Annotated in this window: 15 protein-coding genes; 3 read left to right on the forward strand and 12 right to left on the reverse strand. The window is 70.5% G+C overall.

All coding sequences use genetic code 11. The annotated features are described in order from the left end of the window. Nucleotides 1-6: 6 nt before the first annotated feature. The 5 genes from alaS to HHX30_RS17920 all read right to left on the reverse strand — a co-directional run bounded on the left by alaS (nt 7) and on the right by HHX30_RS17920 (nt 5379). Nucleotides 7-2679: an alanine--tRNA ligase gene (gene alaS / locus HHX30_RS17900; protein ID WP_169983112.1), complete on the reverse strand. Its 2673-nt coding sequence runs from the start codon at nt 2677-2679 to the stop codon at nt 7-9. Nucleotide 2680: 1 nt separating this feature from the next. Further along, nucleotides 2681-2950 (reverse strand): hypothetical protein, encoded by a 270-nt coding sequence (locus HHX30_RS17905; protein WP_169983113.1) that lies wholly within the window; start codon nt 2948-2950, stop codon nt 2681-2683. Continuing rightward, a complete protein-coding gene (locus HHX30_RS17910) occupies nt 2947-3417 on the reverse strand; it encodes a DUF948 domain-containing protein (protein WP_169983114.1) in 471 nt (156 codons plus the stop codon). Before HHX30_RS17910 ends, HHX30_RS17905 begins: the two co-directional genes overlap by 4 nt. Before the next feature lie 158 nt (nt 3418-3575). After that, complete coding sequence (locus HHX30_RS17915) at nt 3576-4895, reverse strand: replication-associated recombination protein A (protein ID WP_169983115.1); 1320 nt, start codon at nt 4893-4895, stop codon at nt 3576-3578. 16 nt (nt 4896-4911) lie between these two features. Continuing rightward, on the reverse strand, nt 4912-5379 hold the full coding sequence (locus HHX30_RS17920; protein WP_169983116.1) for a DUF2231 domain-containing protein: 468 nt from the start codon (nt 5377-5379) through the stop codon (nt 4912-4914). 224 nt (nt 5380-5603) lie between these two features. Here HHX30_RS17920 and HHX30_RS43285 point away from each other — a divergent pair, with 224 nt between their 5' ends. Beyond that, nucleotides 5604-6521, forward strand: a complete 918-nt coding sequence (locus tag HHX30_RS43285) for a peptidylprolyl isomerase (protein WP_169983117.1) — start codon at nt 5604-5606, stop codon at nt 6519-6521. Between the two features lie 59 nt (nt 6522-6580). Here the strand turns inward: HHX30_RS43285 and aspS are convergent, their stop codons facing one another. The 3 genes from aspS to HHX30_RS17940 are packed head-to-tail and all read right to left on the reverse strand — an operon-like array spanning nt 6581 to nt 10268. Beyond that, entirely contained in the window at nt 6581-8332 is a 1752-nt protein-coding gene (gene aspS, locus HHX30_RS17930; RefSeq protein ID WP_169983118.1) for an aspartate--tRNA ligase, read from the reverse strand. Next, nucleotides 8329-9585, reverse strand: a complete 1257-nt coding sequence (hisS, locus tag HHX30_RS17935) for a histidine--tRNA ligase (RefSeq protein WP_169983119.1) — start codon at nt 9583-9585, stop codon at nt 8329-8331. The genes aspS and hisS overlap by 4 nt, the downstream gene beginning before the upstream one ends. Continuing rightward, a complete protein-coding gene (locus HHX30_RS17940) occupies nt 9585-10268 on the reverse strand; it encodes an MBL fold metallo-hydrolase (protein ID WP_169983321.1) in 684 nt (227 codons plus the stop codon). Before HHX30_RS17940 ends, hisS begins: the two co-directional genes overlap by 1 nt. 238 nt (nt 10269-10506) lie before the next feature. Between HHX30_RS17940 and HHX30_RS17945 the strand changes: the two genes are divergently transcribed. After that, complete coding sequence (locus HHX30_RS17945) at nt 10507-11385, forward strand: peptidylprolyl isomerase (RefSeq protein ID WP_169983120.1); 879 nt, start codon at nt 10507-10509, stop codon at nt 11383-11385. Between the two features lie 59 nt (nt 11386-11444). Next, nucleotides 11445-12674 (forward strand): DUF349 domain-containing protein, encoded by a 1230-nt coding sequence (locus HHX30_RS17950; protein ID WP_169983121.1) that lies wholly within the window; start codon nt 11445-11447, stop codon nt 12672-12674. Nucleotides 12675-12967: 293 nt separating this feature from the next. On the opposite strand, the gene HHX30_RS17955 is transcribed toward HHX30_RS17950, so the two are convergent. The 4 genes from HHX30_RS17955 to secD all read right to left on the reverse strand — a co-directional run bounded on the left by HHX30_RS17955 (nt 12968) and on the right by secD (nt 18782). Next, the gene (locus tag HHX30_RS17955) at nt 12968-15148 is read right to left on the reverse strand and encodes a bifunctional (p)ppGpp synthetase/guanosine-3',5'-bis(diphosphate) 3'-pyrophosphohydrolase (protein WP_169983322.1); all 2181 of its coding nucleotides are present in this window, start codon (nt 15146-15148) and stop codon (nt 12968-12970) included. A gap of 275 nt (nt 15149-15423) precedes the next feature. Further along, on the reverse strand, nt 15424-15930 hold the full coding sequence (locus HHX30_RS17960) for an adenine phosphoribosyltransferase (RefSeq protein ID WP_169983122.1): 507 nt from the start codon (nt 15928-15930) through the stop codon (nt 15424-15426). Between the two features lie 93 nt (nt 15931-16023). After that, nucleotides 16024-17070, reverse strand: coding sequence for a protein translocase subunit SecF (gene secF / locus HHX30_RS17965; protein ID WP_169983123.1), 1047 nt, complete (start codon nt 17068-17070; stop codon nt 16024-16026). Next, nucleotides 17070-18782 (reverse strand): protein translocase subunit SecD, encoded by a 1713-nt coding sequence (gene secD, locus HHX30_RS17970; RefSeq protein WP_169983124.1) that lies wholly within the window; start codon nt 18780-18782, stop codon nt 17070-17072. Before secD ends, secF begins: the two co-directional genes overlap by 1 nt. Nucleotides 18783-18793 lie beyond the last annotated feature (11 nt).

An 18793-nucleotide genomic window follows, 5' to 3' on the forward strand; every position in this document is an offset into this window, starting at 1 on the left:
GGCCGCTCACGCCACCACGGAGGAGATGGCCTCCTCGACCGCGCGAAGCGCGTCGCCGATCGCCTCGGGCCGCGTGCCGCCGCCCTGGGCCACGTCGTCCTTGCCGCCACCGCCACCCCCGAGTGCCTTGGCGGCTACGCCGACGAGCCGGCCCGCCTTCAGGCCGCGCTCGCGTCCCGCCTCGTTGACCGCGGCGACGACGACCGGCCGGTCGGAGGGGACGCCCGAGACGACGACGACCGCGGCGCGGTCGCCAGGGAACCTGCCGCGCACATCGAGGGCGAGTTTACGCAGGTCGTCGGGGGTGGTGCCATCAGGCGCGCGGTGGGTCACCACGGAGACGCCCTGGACGTCGCGGGCCTGCGCGGCGAGCTCGCCGGCCACCGCGAGCACCTGGGCCGAGCGCAGCTTCTCCAGCTCCTTCTCCGCCGTCCGCAGCCGGGTGACGATGCCCTCGATGCGCTCGGGCAGCTCCTCGCGGCGGGTCTTCAGCTGCTCGCTGAGCTGGGCGACCAGCACGCTCTCGCGGGCCAGGAACCGGAACGCGTCGATGCCGACGAGCGCCTCCACGCGGCGCACGCCCGCGCCGATGGACGACTCGCCCAGCACCTTCACCAGGCCGAGCTGGCCGGAGCTGGCCACGTGCGTGCCGCCGCACAGCTCTCGGGAGTAGTCGCCGACCTCGACCACCCGCACCTCGTCGCCGTACTTCTCGCCGAACAGCGCGAGCGCGCCCATCGCGCGGGCCTGCGCCTGGCTGGTGTAGAAGGCGTTGACCTTGAGGTCGTTGATCAGGACGGCGTTCACCTCGTCCTCGACGTCGCGCAGCATCGACGGGGAGACGGCCCCGGCCGCGGTGAAGTCGAAGCGGAAGCGGCCCGGGGAGTTCTCCGAGCCCGCCTGGGCCGCCGACTCGCCGAGCGCGTTGCGGAACCCGCGGTGCACCAGGTGGGTCGCGGTGTGGCTGCGGGAGATCGCCCGGCGCCGCTCCAGGTCGATGTCGGCCTGCGCCTGGTCGCCGACGCGCACCTCGCCGACGCGCACCTTGCCGCGGTGCACGACCAGGCCGGCCACCGGCGACTGGACGTCCACGATGTCGATCTCCGCACCGCCGGTGCGGATCACGCCCTGGTCGGAGAGCTGGCCGCCGCCCTCGGCGTAGAACGGGGTGCGGTCGAGCACGACCTCCAGCGTGGTCCCCGCGCCGGCCGCCGGGACGGACGCGCCGTCGACGAGCAGGCCGATGACGGATCCCTCGGCGGTGGTGTGGTCGTAGCCGAGGAAGTCGACCTTCCCGGCCTTCTCCAGGATGCCGGTGAACACCGAGATGTCGGCGTTGCCGGTCTTCTTCGCCGCGGCGTCGGCCTTGGCGCGGTCCCGCTGCTCCTTCATGAGCCGGCGGAAGCCCTCCTCGTCCACCTGGAGGCCCTGCTCGGCCGCCATCTCCAGGGTGAGGTCGATCGGGAAGCCGTAGGTGTCGTGGAGCTGGAACGCCTGGTCGCCGCTGAGCGTCGAGGCGCCCTTGCGCTTGCTCTCCTCCACCGCGACGTCGAAGATCGCCGTTCCGGTGCGGAGCGTGCCGAGGAACGACGCCTCCTCGGCGTCGATGACCGTGTGGATGTTGGCGGCGTCGGCCCTGAGCTCGGGGTACTGCTGGCCCATCACGTCGATGGTCACGGCGGTGAGCGCGTGCATGTGCCGCTCCTCGCCCGCGCCGAGCAGGCGGAGGTTGCGGATCGCGCGGCGCAGCATGCGGCGCAGCACGTAACCGCGGCCCTCGTTGGACGGGAGCACGCCGTCGCCGACGAGCATGACGCCCGCCCGCATGTGGTCGGCGATCACCCGCAGCGACACGTCGGCGCGCTTGTCGCGCCCGTAGCGGGACCGGGTGAGGTCGGCCGCCGTGTCGAGGATCTTGTACGTCGTGTCGATCTCGTAGATGTTGTCGACGCCCTGGAGGATGGCCGCCATGCGCTCCAGGCCCATGCCGGTGTCGATGTTCTTGGCCGGCAGCTCGCCCGCCACGTCGAAGTCGATCTTGCTGCGGACCTTGCTGAGCTGGAACTGCATGAAGACGAGGTTCCACACCTCGAGGTAGCGGTTCTCGTCGGCGATCGGCCCGCCCTCGCGGCCGTACTCCGGGCCGCGGTCGTAGTAGATCTCCGAGCAGGGGCCACCCGGCCCGGGGACGCCCATGTGCCAGTAGTTGTCGGCCAGGTCACGGCGCTGGATGCGGTCGAGCGGCAGCCCCACCTTGCGGTGCCAGATGTCCTGGGCCTCGTCGTCGTCCAGGTAGACGGTCGCCCACAGGCGGTCCTCCGGGAAGCCGAAGCCGCCGTCGGACTCGGGCCGCGTCAGCAACTCCCAGGCGAACGGGATCGCCTGCTCCTTGAAGTAGTCGCCGAAGGAGAAGTTGCCGAGCATCTGGAAGAAGCTGGCGTGCCGGGTGGTCTTGCCGACCTCGTCGATGTCGAGGGTCCGCATGACCTTCTGCGCGCTGGTCGCCCGCCGGAACGGCGGCGTCTGCTGCGCCAGGAAGAAGGGCTTGAACGGGACCATCCCCGCGTTCACCAGAAGCAGTGTCGGGTCCTCGGCGACCAGGCTGGCCGAGGGCACGACTGTGTGCCCGCGCTCCTCGAAGAAGCGCAGGAAGCGGCGCGCGATCTCTGCCGACTCCATTTCAGCGGCCGTCCTTTACGTCGTAGATTCTGTTCTTGCCTGTGGTGGTTCCAGCAACCGTGCCGAGTCCGAACTCGGCGCGCAACTCGGTTTCCCTGCTCGCCGACAGGCGGCGCACCTCGCCGGCGAAGTCCCTGAGCTGGTCGGCGAGGGTCACCGCGCGATCGGCGGTGCGCCTGGCCACGTGGTCGGGCCGCAACGACTGAAGCTTACGCATCGTCCAGACCGTCACAAACGCGCCCAGGGACATGTAGAAGAGCCGCCGGATCATCCGCGTCCCCTTCCGATCGCCCGGCGCTCCGCGGCCCGCTCGGCCGCGTGCCGCTCGCTGATCCTGTCCCCGGTTCGAGGGCCGCCGCGGGCGACCCTGCGGGCCGGGACCCTGCGGGCGCCGCGCCGGGCCAGCGCCAGGCGGAAGCCGTCGCGGAAGGCGGAGATCTTGAGCACCGGACCGGCGAACAGCGTGGACGCCACCCCGGTGATCCTCACCATGTTGCCGCTGACGTCGCGCATGTTGTCCGTGATCTCCTCGGCCGCCACCAGCCGCCGGTTGGCCTCGGAGACGGTCTGGCTCATGTCGTCGAGGAGCGGGGCGATGCGGTCGCTCAGCTCGGCCACCGACTTGCGGGTCTCGGTCAGCAGTCTGGCCAGCCTGACCAGCACGACGACCATGAAGCAGACCAGGATCACCCAGAAAATGGCGACCACGAGGCCCGCCAGCTCTCCCGCGGTAAGCATGTGCCGATCTCCCTAGATCAACGGAGCTGGAATGGCAAGACCTTATCGCGAACGACCTGCCCGCCGTTCCGCACCACACACACGGGGGCGCTCCGCGCCACGCACACGGGGGCGCTCCGCGCCACACACCGGCCGCTCCGCATTCCACGCCCGCGGGGTCAGCCTCCGCGCAGGAAGCTCCGGATCTTCGCCCAGCGCTCGGCGAACCGCGCCTCCGCGCCGTGCGTGGTCGGCTCGTAGTAGCGGCGCTCCCGCAGCTCCTCCGGCGCGTAGTCCTGGCGGACGAGGCCGTGCTCGAAGTCGTGCGGGTACTGGTAGCCCCTGCCGTGGCCGAGCTTCTTCGCGCCCGGGTAGTGGGCGTCGCGCAGGTGGCCGGGGACGCGCCCCACCATGCCGCGCCGCACGTCGTCGGAGGCCGCGCCGATCGCCTTCACGACCGCGTTCGACTTGGGCGCGAGCGCGCAGTGGATGACGGCCTGGGCGAGGTTGATCCTGCCCTCGGGCAGGCCGATGAACTCCACGGCCTGCGCGGCGGCCACCGCGACCTGCAGGCACGTGGGGTCGGCCATGCCCACGTCCTCACTGGCGAAGATCACGATCCGGCGGGCGATGAACCGCGGGTCCTCCCCCGCCTCCACCATCCGGGCGAGGTAGTGCAGCGCCGCGTCGGCGTCCGAACCCCGCATGCTCTTGATGAACGCGCTGACGACGTCGTAGTGCTGGTCGCCCTGCCGGTCGTAGCGCACGGCCGCCTTGTCGACGGCCTTCTCCACGACCTCGATCGTGACCTCGGCCGCGGCCCCGTCGGTCAGCATCGCGGCCGCCTCCAGGTAGGTCAGCGAGCGCCGCGCGTCGCCGCCGGCCAGCCGTACGAGCTGGTCGAGGGCGTCGGGATGCAGCGTGACGCGCCCGCCGAGGCCGCGCGGGTCGGCGACCGCGCGCTCCAGGACGGCGCGGACGTCGTCTTCGGTCAGCGGCTCGAGCGTGAGCAGCAGCGAGCGGGACAGCAGCGGGGAGATGACCGAGAAGAACGGGTTCTCGGTGGTCGCGCCGATGAAGGTGACCCAGCGGTTCTCCACGGCGGGCAGCAGCGCGTCCTGCTGCGCCTTGTTGAACCGGTGGACCTCGTCCACGAAGAGCACGGTCTGCCTGCCGGACATGCCGAGCTCGCGGCGCGCCTGGTCGATGGCGGCGCGCACGTCCTTGACCCCGGCGGAGACGGCCGAGATCTCGACGAACCTCCGCTTGGTGGCGCCCGCCACGACGTACGCCAGCGTGGTCTTGCCGGTGCCCGGGGGCCCCCACAGGAACAGCGACATCGGGGCGTCGCTCTCCACCAGACGGCGCAGCGGCGTGCCGGGTCCCAGCAGGTGCCGCTGGCCGATCACCTCCTCCAGCGAGCGCGGCCGCATGCGCACGGCCAGCGGCTCCTGGCCCCGGTGCGCCTCCTCCGCGGCCGAATCGAACAGGCTCTCCACGTCGCCGACACTACCGTCAGCCGCCCCACACGGCCGTCGCGCCCGTGTGCCCGGTCCGTACGGCGTAGTAGCCGACGACCACGGCGAGGATCACGGCGGCGGCGGACACGACCAGGAGGCCCGCCCGCGATCCGGCGCCCTGCGGAGCGCGGCGGGCCCGGGTGAGCCACACCATCACCAGGGACGCGACGGTCAGGAGCGCGGTCACAGGAACGAGGACCTCGGCGAGCCCGGAGTGGACCTCGATCGCGTCGGAGGGCCGTCCCTGGAACATCCGGTGCTCCAGCGCCTCCCCGCTCTCCTCGGCCGCGAACACCGCGCCGAGCGCCACCACGGCGGTCGCCACCAGGGCCCAGTCGAGCTTGTGCCGCAGGCGGGGCAGCGCGGCGTACGCGATGGACAGCGCCGCGAGCAGCGGCGCGAAGATCACCGCCGCGTGGACGATCAGAGCATGGGCCGGGAGTCCGAAGACCTGGTCGAACATCGTGCATCGCTCCTGTCACGGCTACCGGGGGCGCGGATCGCGGGCCGCTCCCGGTATACGGATTCGATCGTCAGGAGGTTCCCAGGGAGATCTGAGAGCAAGATGAGCGCAGCCGGCGCAAACCATGGTGATACCCAAGGGACGCGTGCTTTACACGAAGCCGACGGGATCACGGATAGAGTGGCGCACCAGTCGTAATAAATGGGAAAAGGGAAGGCATAGCGGTGACCGACACTGATCGGCAGAAGCAACCGGCTTCGCGCGTGAGCACGGCCGGGCGCGCGACCACTGCACGTCGCCGCCTGGGGAGCACCCTCGGTGCCGGGCTCGGGCTCCTCGCGCTGGCGGGCGGCCTGGTGGCCTGCAGTGACGGCACGGCCAACGAGGCCAAGGCCACAGCCTCGGCCGGCTCTTCTGCGACCCCCTCGGACGGCCCCACCGTGACCGAGACCACGCTCGCGCCGGACGCGCCGACGGCCAGGCCCACCGACCTGCGTCAGATCTCCTGCACGTACCGTAAGGACGACTCGGGCAGCCCGACGAAGTCCGTGGGCACGCCGCCGGGCAAGCTGACCAGGAGGGTCATCCTGGCCAAGCAGATGATCATCACGACCAACCAGGGTGAGATCGTCATCGACCTGGCCACCAAGGACGTGCCGTGCGCGGTGAACTCGCTCGCGTTCCTGGCGAGTAAGAACTTCTACGACAACACCGTCTGTCACCGCCTCGCCACCGTGGAGACCGTCGGCCTGGGCATGCTGCAGTGCGGCGACCCCCTGGCCACGGGCGACGGCAAGCGCAAGGAGGACGGCTCGGGCGGCCCCGGCTACCTGTTCGACGACGAGAACCTCGGCGGCATGCCGCTCATCCGGGGCACCGTCGGACTGGCGCAGAACACGGAGGACGCCAACTCCAACGGCAGCCAGTTCTTCATCTCCTTCAGCGACGAGAACAGCCAGCTGACCGCCGCCGGCGGCGCGTTCACCATGATCGGTGTGGTGAGCAAGGGTATGAACGTGATCGACAAGATCGCCAGAGGCGGGATCATCCCGTTCAACGGCGACCCCACCGCCGACGTGCGGGGCGAGGGCTCCAACGCCCCCAAGAAGAAGGTCGTGATCAAGGACGTGGCCATCGTCTGAGCGGCCCCGGACGCACGACGGCCCCCGCGACCGGTGTCGCGGGGGCCGTCTCGCTTCTACTACTGCGCGGACTCGGGCTTGTCGGCCTTCGGCGTGGCGTCCACGCCGGCCTCCTTGCGCTGGTCCGGGCTGATCGGGGTGGGCGCCCCGCTCAGCGGGTCGAAGCCGGACGCCGTCTTCGGGAACGCGATCACGTCCCGGATCGACTCGCCGCCCGCCAGCAGCATGCAGACGCGGTCCCAGCCGTAGGCGATGCCGCCGTGCGGCGGCGGGCCGTACTTGAACGCCTCCAGCAGCCAGCCGAACTTGCTCTCGGCCTCCTCCTTGGAGATGCCGAGCACGTCGAACACGCGCTGCTGCATCTCCGCGCGGTGGATACGGATCGAGCCGCCGCCGATCTCCATGCCGTTGCAGACCATGTCGTACGCGTACGCCAGGGCCTCGCCGGGGTTGTCCTGGAAGTTGTCGGCCCACTCCGGCTTGGGAGAGGTGAACGGGTGGTGGACCGGGGTCCAGCCGCCCTCGCCGTCCTCCTCGAACATCGGGGCGTCGACGATCCACAGGAACGACCACTGCGACTCGTCGATCAGGTCGCAGCGGCGGCCGATCTCCAGGCGGGCCGCGCCGAGCAGGTCGCGGGAGGCAGCGCGCGCGCCGGCCGCGAAGAAGATCGCGTCGCCGGGCTTGGCGCCGGTCGCCCCGGCGAGGCCGCCCAGCTCGCTGTCCGACAGGTTCTTGGCCACCGGGCCGCCCAGCGTGCCGTCCTCCTGCACCAGCACGTACGCCAGGCCGCGCGCGCCGCGCGACTTGGCCCACTCCTGCCAGGCGTCGAGCTCCTTGCGGGTCTGCGAGGCGCCGCCCGGCATGACGACCGCGCCCACGTACGGCGCCTGGAAGACGCGGAACGAGGTGCCGGAGAAGTAGTCCGTGAGGTCGGTCAGCTCGACGCCGAAGCGCAGGTCCGGCTTGTCGGAGCCGTAGCGCGCCATCGCCTCGGCGTACGTCATCCGGGGCAGCGGCGCCGGCAGCTCGTAGCCGATCGTCTCCTTCCAGATCCGCCCGATGAGCGCCTCGCCCAGCTCGATGACGTCGTCCTGGTCCACGAACGACATCTCGATGTCGATCTGGGTGAACTCGGGCTGCCGGTCGGCCCGCAGGTCCTCGTCGCGGAAGCAACGGGCGAGCTGGTAGTAGCGCTCCAGGCCGGAGACCATGAGCAGCTGCTTGAACAGCTGCGGCGACTGCGGCAGCGCGTACCAGCTGCCCGGCTGGAGCCGTACGGGCACCAGGAAGTCGCGGGCGCCCTCGGGCGTCGAACGGGTCAGGTTCGGGGTCTCGACGTAGACGAACCCGCGCTCGCGCATGACCTCGTTGGCGAGGTAGGTCGCCTGCGAGCGGATACGCAGGGCCTCGGCGATCTTCTGGCGGCGGATGTCGAGGTAGCGGTACTTCAGCCGCGCCTCCTCCGACACGCCCGAGCTGCCCTCGATCGGGAACGGCAGCGGGGCCGACTCGCTCAGCACCTCCACCTCGGAGGCGACGACCTCGATCTCGCCCGTGGGCAGATCGGGGTTCTCGTTGCCGGCCGGGCGCTGGCGTACCTCGCCTGTGACCTTCACGCAGTATTCCGCGCGCAGGTCGTGGGCGTGGTCCTCCTCGCGGAAGACCACCTGGGCCGAGCCGGAGGCGTCGCGCAGGTCGATGAAGACCACGCCGCCGTGGTCGCGCCGGCGCGCCACCCATCCGGCGAGCGTCACCTTCTGGCCCGCGTGCTCCTTGCGGAGCGTGCCTGCCTCGTGGGTGCGGATCACGAGAGTTTCCCCTTCAAGAACTCGACGACCTCCGCGAGCGGAACCGCGGTCTGGTCGGCTGTGGTCAGGTCCTTCACTTGCACGGCTCCCGCCTCGATATCTCGGTCGCCGAGGATGAGCGCGTACCGCGCGCCGCTGCGGTCGGCGGCCTTCATCGCGCCCTTGACGCCACGGCCGCCGAATGCCATGTCGACGGCGAGGCCGGCCCGGCGCAGCTCGCTCACGAGCGGGAACACCCGCCGCCTGGCCTCCTCGCCGAGCGGTACGGCGAACACCTCGACGCCGCGGGGCCGCTCGGCGAGCAGGCCCTCGGCCTCCATCGCGAGCACCGTGCGGTCCACCCCGAGGGCCCAGCCCACGCTGGGCAGCGCCGGGCCGCCGATCTGCTCGCTCAGCCCGTCGTAACGCCCTCCCCCGCCGACCGCCGACTGGGCGCCCAGGCCGTCGTGCAGGAACTCGAAGGTCGTGCGCGTGTAGTAGTCGAGGCCGCGCACGAGCCGGGGGTCGTCCTCGTACGCCACGCCGGCGGCCGTCAGCAGGCCCCTGACCTCCTCGTGGTAGGCCTTGCAGGCCCCGCACAGGTGGTCGGTGACCAGCGGCGCGCCGTCCAGTTGTGCGCGCACCTCGGGGCGCTTGTCGTCGAGCACGCGCAGCGGGTTGATCTCGATCCGGGTGCGGGTGGCCTCGTCGAGGTCCAGGCCGCGCAGGAAGTCCTGGAGCGCGGCGCGGTAGGCCGGCCGGCATTCCTTGCAGCCGAGCGAGTTCAGCAGCAGCCGGACGCCGCGCAGGCCCAGCGAGGCGTAGCCGTCCATCGCGAGGACGATGAGCTCGGCGTCGAGCGCCGGGTCCTCGGCCCCCAGGGCCTCCGCTCCCACCTGGGAGAAGTGGCGATAGCGGCCCGCCTGGGCCCGCTCGTAGCGGAAGTAGCTGCCCGAGTACCAGAGCTTGATCGGCAGCGGCCCGCCGTACAGGCCGTGTTCGAGCACGGCCCGCATCACGCTCGCGGTGCCCTCGGGGCGCAGCGTCAGCGACTGCCCGCCCCGGCTGGTGAACGTGTACATCTCCTTGGTCACGATGTCGGTCGACTCGCCGACGCCGCGGGCGAACAGCGCCGTGTCCTCGAAGGCCGGCGTCTCGACGTAGCCGTAGCCGGCGCGGCGGGCCGGCGCGGCGAGGGCGTCCCGTACGGCGAGAGCCCACTCCGAACGCGGGGGCATCCAGTCGAAGGTGCCCTTGGGCGCCTGAAAGGTCATCACAATCCCCTGGTCGGGCCTGCGTGCGGCGCGACGTCCCTGAGGAAGGGGTTGGTCGCGCGCTCGCGGCCGATGGTCGTCTGAGGTCCGTGGCCGGGCAGGACGGTGGTCTCGTCCGGCAGCGTCAGCGTCTTGGCGAGGCTGCGCAGGATGGCGGCGTAGTCGCCGCCGGGCAGGTCGGTACGGCCGATGGAGCCGGCGAACAGCAGGTCGCCCGCGAACAGGACCTCGGAGTCCTCGAAGGGCGTCCGGAACGTCACCGACCCCCAGGTATGGCCCGGCCTGTGCTCGACCGTGAGCTCCAGCCCGGCCAGCGACAGCACGGCCCCGTCGGCCAGCTCCCGCACGTCGTCGGGCTCGGAAAGTTTCAGCCCGCCGAACACCTGGCCCGCCTGCGGCGGGAACCCCTTCGCCGGATCCGACAGCAGGTCGCGGTCCTCGGGATGGATCCACGCGGGCACGTCGCGGGCGCCGCACACCGGCGCCACCGACCACACGTGGTCGATGTGGCCGTGGGTGAGCAGCACCGCGACCGGCTTCAGCCGGTGCTCGCGCAGCAGCGCGTCGAGATCCTCCACGGCGTCCTGACCTGGGTCGATGACCACGCACTCCTCGCCTGCTGCGGGAGCGACGACATAACAGTTGGTCTGGAACGACCCTGCGGGGAACCCGGCGACGAGCACGGAAGCGGCCTCTGCGTCTCTACGGATCAATCAAGGATTGCGCGAGCGAATGTAACCGAAGGGTACCGGTGCGGGTCGGCAGGCTGCGAACCAATACCCGTCAGCCGATACGATTCGCCCACCTCAATAGTCATTCTTGGAGCAGTCGAGCCGGATGCTATAGAACGGGCCGCCATTCCCGGAGCACCTCCGGGCGTGGCGGGCACGCGCCGGCGAGATCGCGTCCGGGCGTACGACCATGGGAAACAGGACGAGTCGGGAGGTCGAAGTGGTCACCGGCAAGGACCGGCAGAAGCAGCTGGCCCGGGAGCACTACCAGCGGCAACTGCAGGCACGCGCGGAACACGAGCAGAAGGCGCGGCGCAACGCCATCATCGGCACCACCGCGGCCGTGGTGGTGGTGATCGGCGGCGTCGTGGCGGCCACGACTCTGCTCGGCCGCGGCGACGACGACGCCACGGCGTCGGCGAAGCCGTCGGCGAGCATCAAGCCCGCCGTGGCCGACCCCAAACCGTACGACCCGGCGAAGGGCACCTGCGGCTACGTGGCCGACGAGGGCAGCGGCCAGGTCAAGAACGTCGGCACGCCGCCGGAGAAGGTGAGCACCGCCCCGGCGACGATGACGATCAAGACCAACCTCGGCGACATCGTCGCGCGGCTGGACAGCGAGAAGGCGCCCTGCACGGTCAACTCGTTCAGGTTCCTGGCCTCCAAGGACTACTTCGACGACACGAAGTGCCACCGGATGGGCACGGACTTCCCGATCCTGCAGTGCGGCGACCCGCTGGCCAAGGCCGACGGCGAGAACCCGACCGACGGCCAGGGCGGGCCGGGCTACCGGTTCGTCAACGAGAACCTGGCGGGCGCGAAGTACACGCGCGGCGTGCTCGCGATGGCCAACAGCGGCCCGAACACGAACGGGAGCCAGTTCTTCATCGTGTTCGGGGACACCGGGCTGACGCCCGACTACACGCCTTTCGGTACGGTGACCAAAGGACTCGAAATCGTGGACAAGGTCGCCAAGAAGGGCGTCATCGCCAGTGCCGGCGGGGACGGCACCGGTGCCCCGAAGCAGCCTGTGGTCATCAAAGACGTGACAATCACCAGCAAGAGCTGACGTAATACAACCAAGGGCACATCGAGCCCTGGAGGCTGATTCAAGTGCGGGAGGACACGGTGAGCACCGACCCGTGGGGCCGGGTAGACGAGGACGGCACCGTCTACGTGCGTACGGCTGAGGGAGAACGGGCCGTCGGGTCCTGGCAGGCCGGCGAGCCGGAGGAGGCGCTGGCCTACTACCGCCGGAAGTTCGACGAGCTGGCGGGCCAGGTGCAGCTCCTGGAGCAGCGGGTGCGCGGCACCGACCTCGCGCCGGCCCAGGCCGAGGCGAGCATCGCCAAGCTGCGCGAGTCGGTGACCGATGCGCACGCGGTCGGCGACCTCGGCTCGCTGCAGGACCGGCTGACGGCGCTGAGCGAGCTGGTCGGCAAGCGGCGCGAGGAGCTGCGGGCGGCGCGCGACCAGGCCCGGGCGCACGCGCGCGAGGTGAAGGAGCGCATCGTCGCCGAGGCCGAGCGCATCGCCGAGGAGACGACGCACTGGAAGTCCGGCGGCGAGCGGCTGCGGCAGCTCGTCGAGGAGTGGAAGGCCGCCGAGCGGGTCGACCGGGCCACCGAGGCGACGCTGTGGAAGAGGCTGTCCACGGCGCGTACGGCCTTCGCCAAGCGGCGCAAGGCGTACTTCTCCTCGCTCGACCAGCAGCGCGACGCGGTGCGCGGCACCAAGGAGCGCATCGTGGGCGAGGCGGAGGCGCTGGCGGGCTCCACGGACTGGAACACCACCGCGGCGGCCTACCGGGAGCTGATGCGCGAGTGGAAGGCCGCGGGCCGCGCCTCCCGCGAGGTCGAGGACGAGCTGTGGGCGCGCTTCAAGGGCGCCCAGGACCAGTTCTTCCAGGCCCGCTCGGCGGTCTTCGCCGAGCGGGACGCCTCCTTCGCCGCCAACGCGGAGGTGAAGGAGGCCCTGCTGGCCGAGGCCGAGAAGCTGCTGCCGGTCACCGACGCCCGCTCCGCGCGTTCGACGCTGCGGGGCGTCCTGGAGCGCTGGGAGGCCGCCGGCCCGGTGCCGCGCGACCAGCGCGACCGCCTGGAGGGCGGGCTGCGCAAGGTCGACGACGCGGTCCGCAGGGCCGAGGAGGCCGAGTGGAAGCGCTCCAACCCCGAGGCCCGGGCCCGCGCCCAGGACACGGTCAACCAGCTCCTCAAGTCCATCGGCCAGCTGGAGACCCGGCTGGCCAAGGCCCAGGCGGCAGGACGGGACAAGGACGTCAAGGAGGCGGAGGAGGCCCTGTCCGCCCGCCGCTCCTGGCTCCAGGAGGCCGAGCGCACGCTCGCCGAGTTCTCCTGACCGCCTCCCTCCCGCTCCCCCCTCGGCGTGATCGTGCGGTTTGTCGCACGCCGAGGGGCCGAGCCGGGCGGACACGGCCCGTGATCGTGCAGGAATTCGGCCCTACCCCGCTCCGACCTGGGCGGACAGCCTTCGTGATCACGCGGTGAGGTCGAGGCGCCCGTTGATCGCATGATCACGCACGGTGTGTTCGCAGCTCGTTCATGCTGTGACCACGTCCAGTGCGAGATCACGGAGTGTGCGCGTCGCGCGCCGTGGCTGCGGCAAACCGCGCGATCACGCCCGTGGAGGGGTCAGCTGGTCACGCGGTAGACGTCGTAGACGCCCGCGACGTTGCGCACCGCCTTGAGCACGTGGCCGAGGTGCTTCGGGTCGCCCATCTCGAACGTGAACTTGCTGATGGCCACCCGGTCGCGGCTGGTCGTCACCGACGCCGACAGGATGTTCACGTGCTGGTCGGACAGGGTCCGCGTGACGTCCGACAGCAGCCGGGGCCGGTCGAGCGCCTCCACCTGGATGGCGACGAGGAAGACCGAGTCGTCCCCTGGCGACCAGGCGACCTCCACCAGCCGGTCGGCGTGGGCGCTGAGCTGCTCCACGTTGGGGCAGTTGGTGCGGTGCACCGAGACGCCGTGCCCCCGCGTGACGAACCCCACGATCTCGTCTCCCGGCACCGGAGTGCAGCAACGGGACAGCCGGACCCACACGTCCGGATCGCCCGCGACCATGACACCGGCGTTCGAGTTGGCCCTCAGACGGCCTTTCAGCCGCGTCGGGACCTGGGCCTCGGCGATGTCCTCCTCGGCCCCCTCGACGCCGCCCAGGGCCTGTACGAGCTTGTCCACCACCGCCTGGGCCGTGATGTGCCCCTCGCCGACGGCCGCGTACAGCGCGGACACGTCCGCGTAACGCAGGTCCCTGGCCAGGGCCAGCAGCGCCTCACCGGACATCAGCCGCTGCAGCGGCAGGCCCTGCTTGCGCATGGCCCGCCCGATCGCCTCCTTGCCCGCCTCGATGGCGGTCTCGCGGCGCTCCTTGGTGAACCACTGGCGGATCTTGTTGCGGGCCCGGCCGCTCTTCACGAACTTGAGCCAGTCCCTCGACGGGCCCGCGTCCGGGGACTTCGACGTGAAGATCTCGACGGTGTCGCCGTTGCCCAGGCGGGACTCCAGCGGCACCAGCCTGCCGTTCACCCGCGCGCCGATACATCGGTGACCGACCTCGGTGTGCACGGCGTACGCGAAGTCGACCGGAGTGGCGCCCTCGGGCAGGGCGATCACCTGGCCGCGCGGGGTGAAGACGAACACCTCCGACACCGACAGGTCGAAGCGCAGCGACTCCAGGAACTCCCCGGGGTCGGAGGTCTCCTTCTGCCAGTCCAGCAGCTGGCGGAGCCAGGCCATGTCGTTGACCTGCTTGACCTTGCCGGGCCCTGCCCCGGTCATCTCCTCTTTGTACTTCCAGTGGGCGGCCACGCCGTACTCGGCGCGGTTGTGCATGGCCCGCGTGCGGATCTGCAGCTCGATGGCCTTGCCCTCGGGTCCCATGACCGTCGTGTGGAGCGACTGGTACATGTTGAACTTGGGCATGGCGATGTAGTCCTTGAACCGCCCCGGCACCGGCTTCCACTGGGCGTGGATCGTTCCGAGCGCCGCGTAGCAGTCGCGGACCGTGTCGACCAGGACGCGGATGCCCACCAGGTCGTAGATGTCGTCGAAGGCCACGCCCTTGGCGATCATCTTCTGGTAGATCGAGTAGTAGTGCTTGGGCCGGCCGCGCACGGTCGCCTTGATCTTCGCCTCGCGCAGGTCGGCGGAGACCTTCTCGATGACCTCGTGCAGGAACAGGTCGCGGCGGGGCGCGCGCTCCGACACCATCCGGGCGATCTCGTCGTACCGCTTCGGGTAGAGCATGGCGAACGCGAGGTCCTCCAGCTCCCACTTGATGGTGTTCATGCCGAGCCGGTGGGCCAGCGGCGCGAAGATCTCCAGCGTCTCCCGGGACTTCTGCTGGCGCTTGTGCTCGGGCATGTAGCGCATGGTCCGCATGTTGTGCAGCCGGTCGGCCAGCTTGATCACCAGCACGCGGATGTCGCGCGACATCGCGACGACCATCTTGCGCACGGTCTCAGCCTGCGCCGCGTCGCCGAACTTCACCTTGTCGAGCTTGGTCACGCCGTCGACGAGCAACGCGATGTTGTCGCCGAAGTCGGCTCGTAACTCGTCGAGGCTGTAGGCGGTGTCCTCGACGGTGTCGTGCAGCAGGGCGGCGCACAGCGTCTCGTCGTCCGTGCCCAGCTCCGCCAGGATCGTCGCCACCGCGAGCGGGTGGGTGATGTAGGGGTCGCCGCTCTTGCGCTTCTGGTCGCGGTGATGGTAGGCCGCGACGTCGTACGCCCGCTCGATCAGCCGCAGGTCGGCCTTGGGATGGGTGGCACGGACCGTCTTGAAGAGCGGTTCCAACACCGGATTCATAGCACCCCACTGCCCCCCGAACCGGGCGAGCCTTCGTCGCGTGGCCGTAGCCGGCCTGTCCTCCGGGCTCTCCGCCGGGTCGCGCGCCGCGTCAGGGGGCACATCGGCGACGGGCTCGGGGGCGTCGCGGGAGATCACTCCGCGATCGACCCGCGCGCTGCCGGGCACGACCACATCACGGGGCACACAGACTCCTCACGTCGAGTCCAGATTCCACAGTGTATCCGTGCTGCCACAGCACTCTCGGCCACGTACCCCCCGGGCGGCGGCTCCGCTCAGACGGTGAGCAGGGTCCGGACGTCCAGGCCCGGCAGCCGGTCGCGGCCGGAGAGGAAGGACAGCTCCATCAGGAAGGAGACGGCCACGACCTCCGCGCCCGTCCTCCTGACCAGCTCCACGGCCGCCCGGGCCGTGCCGCCCGTGGCGAGGACGTCGTCCACGATCAGGACCCGGTCTCCGGGGTCGAACGCGTCGGCGTGTACCTCGATCGTCGCGGAGCCGTACTCGAGATCATAGGAGGCCTCGAACGTGTCGGCAGGCAATTTGCCCTTTTTGCGCACTGGTACGAACCCCGCGCCGCTGCGGTAGGCCACCGGCGCGGCCAGGATGAAGCCCCGGGCCTCGATGCCGACCACCTTGTCGAACTCCAGGCCGTCCCCGAGTTCGCCCACGACCCGGGTGAAGGCGCCGTGGTCCGCCAGAAGCGGCGTGATGTCCTTGAAGAGGATGCCCGGCTTGGGGTAGTCGGGAACATCCCTGATGAGAGCGGTCCAGTCAGTCACGACGCTCACCCTAGCGGGCCCCCGGCGGGCTCGGAGAACACGAAGACGCCCCCGGAACCTGACAGGTTCCGGGGGCGCCTGCGGCGAGCGCGATCAGCGCTTCTTGCGCTTGTCCGTCGCCTGAGCCGTGACGTTCTGCGAGCCGGCGGAGACGGGCTCCTTGGCCGTACGGGCGGCCTTGGCGGCGGCGGCCTCCTTGGCGTGCACCCGCTGGGCCAGCGCCTGCCACTTGGGCTCCCGCTCCTTGAGCGTGACCAGGATCGGCGTCGCCACGCACAGGGACGAGTAGGTGCCGACGACCATACCCACGAACAGAGCCAGCGACAGGTCCTTCAGCGTGCCCGCGCCGAGCAGCGTGGTGCCGATGAACAGGATCGCCGCCACCGGCAGGATCGCCACCAGCGAGGTGTTCAGCGACCGGATCAGCGTGTGGCTGAGCGCGTTGTTGGCGGCCTGCGTGTAGGTCATCCTCGCGCTCGTGCCGAGCTTGCCGGTGACCTCCTTGATCATGTCGAAGACCACGACCGCGTCGTACAGCGAGTAGCCGAGGATCGTGAGGAAGCCGAGCATGGTCGCCGGGGTGACCTCGAAGCCCGACCAGGCGTAGACGCCCGCGGTGATCACGAGGTCGTGGACGAGGGCGACGATCGCCGCGAGGGCCATCCGCCACTCGAAGGCCACCGACAGGTACAGCATGATCGCGATCATGAAGACCGCGAGGCCGATCCAGGCCTTCTGGGAGACCTCGCCACCCCAGGTCGCGCCGATGACCTGCGAGCTGACCTCGTCCTCCGTGATGCCGTACTTCTGGGCCACCGTCTGCTGGACCTTGGTCACCTCGTCGCCCTTGAGGCTCTCGGTGGTGACCCGCCAGTTGGGGCCGGCCTGCTGCACGATGACCTGGTGGACTCCGGTGTCCGCGACGGTCTCACGGACCTGCTCGATGCTGGAGCCGGGCGTGCGCGGGAAGTCGAAGACCGAGCCGCCGCGGAACTCCACGCCCAGGTTCAGCCCGTTCAGCGCCAGGCCCAGGATGGAGACCGCCAGCAGGAACACCGACAGGCCATACCAGACCTTGCGCTTGCCGACGAAGTCGATGTTGATGTCGCCGCGGTAGAGGCGGCTGATCATGCCCGGCATCACGCCTCCTGCAGGGTCTGCTCGGCGGGGCTGGTGCGGCCCATGCGCTCCGCGTCGAGTCCGGACAGCTTGTGGCCCTTCGAGAAGAACCGCAACCGCGCCACGAGGGACATCAGCGGCTTGGTGAACAGGAACACCACCACGATGTCGATGAGCGTCGTCAGGCCCATCGCGAACGCGAAGCCGGCCACGTCGCCGACCGCGAGGAAGTAGAGCACCACCGCGGCGATGAACATGACGGCGTCGGCGACCAGGATGGTGCGCCGGGCGCGCCGCCAGGCCACCTCCACCGCCGAGCGGAGCGTGCGGTGGCCCTCCTTGATCTCGTCACGGATGCGTTCGAAGTAGACGATGAACGAGTCCGCGGTGATGCCGATCGAGACCACCAGACCGATGATGTGCGGCAGCGAGAGGCGGAAGCCGGCGTTGTGGCTCAGCACGTCCACCGTCAGGTACGTGAACACGGTGGCCACGGCCAGGCTGGCCATGCCGATGAGCCCCAGGCCGCGGTAGTAGAGCAGCAGGTAGAACACGACGATGATCAGACCGAGCGCGCCGGCGATGAGGCCGCCCCTGAGCTGGTCCTGGCCGAGGGTCGAGGAGACCGAGACGACCGAGCTCTGCTGGAACTTCAGCGGCAGCGCGCCGTACTTGAGCTGGTCGGCCAGTTCGGTGGCGGTCGTCTGGGTGAAGCTGCCGGAGATGCGGGCGCTGCCGCCGGGGATGGCCTCCTCGATCGTCGGAGCGACGATGACGACGCCGTCCAGCACGTTGGCGAGCTGGTTGCGCGGGGCGGGCAGGCTGGTGATGCGCCGGGTGATGTCGGCGAACAGCGACGCGCCCTTCGACTTGAAGTCGACCTGGATGATCCACTCACCGGTGGTGGGGTCGGTGCCCGCCTGCGCGCCGCTGATCTCGGTGCCCTGCACCGCGGCCTTGTCCAGGATGTACCGGGCCGTGCCGTCGTCGCTGCAGGCGACGATCTGCTTGTTCGGGTCGTCGATGGCGCCCTGACCGCGGTTCTTCGCGGTGCAGTCGATCTTACGGAATTCGTCCAGCAGCGCCGGCTCGATGCCGCTGGTGTCCTGACCGGCCAGTGGGTCGCCGGCGTCCTCCGAAGCGGCCGGTGGCGATGGGCTCGGAGTGGCCGAGGGCGAGGCCTTGGCCCGGGCGGCCCCGGCGCCGGCCCTGCGGTGGGTCGTGGCCCTCGTCGAGGTGCTCGTCGGCTCCGGGGACGGCGCGGTCAGCGCCTTCGAGAGGACGCGGCCGGCCGGAGAGGCGTTCCCGCTGGGAGGCGCGCTCTCCCTGGCAGGGGTCGACTCACCCGCAGTGGCCGCGGGCGTCGCCGCCGCCGACGAGCTCGGCGTCGGGGCCGCCGTGGGCACCGCGGCCGGCTGGTTCGTGGCGGCGGCCACCGCGAGCACCTGCCGCATACGCAGTTCGGCGGTGGTCGACACCAGTCGCAGCGCCTCGTCCCGGCCCGCGCCCGGGATCTGGATCACGATGTTGTCGTTCGCCTTCGCGACCTGGGCGTCGGAGATGCCGGTGCCGTTGACACGCTGCCGGATGATCGTCACGGCTCGGTCGAGGCTCTCCTGCGACGGCGCCTTCCCGTTCGCCGTGACCGGCGAGAGCGTCACCGTGGTGCCGCCCGCGAGGTCGAGGCCGAATTTGGGGACGAACGCCTTCTGGAGGGCGACCGTCGCGCCCATGACGAGGATGA

Origin of the sequence: Microbispora sp. H10836, from assembly GCF_012999525.1 — a bacterium.
In the GTDB taxonomy this organism is placed as follows: domain Bacteria; phylum Actinomycetota; class Actinomycetes; order Streptosporangiales; family Streptosporangiaceae; genus Microbispora.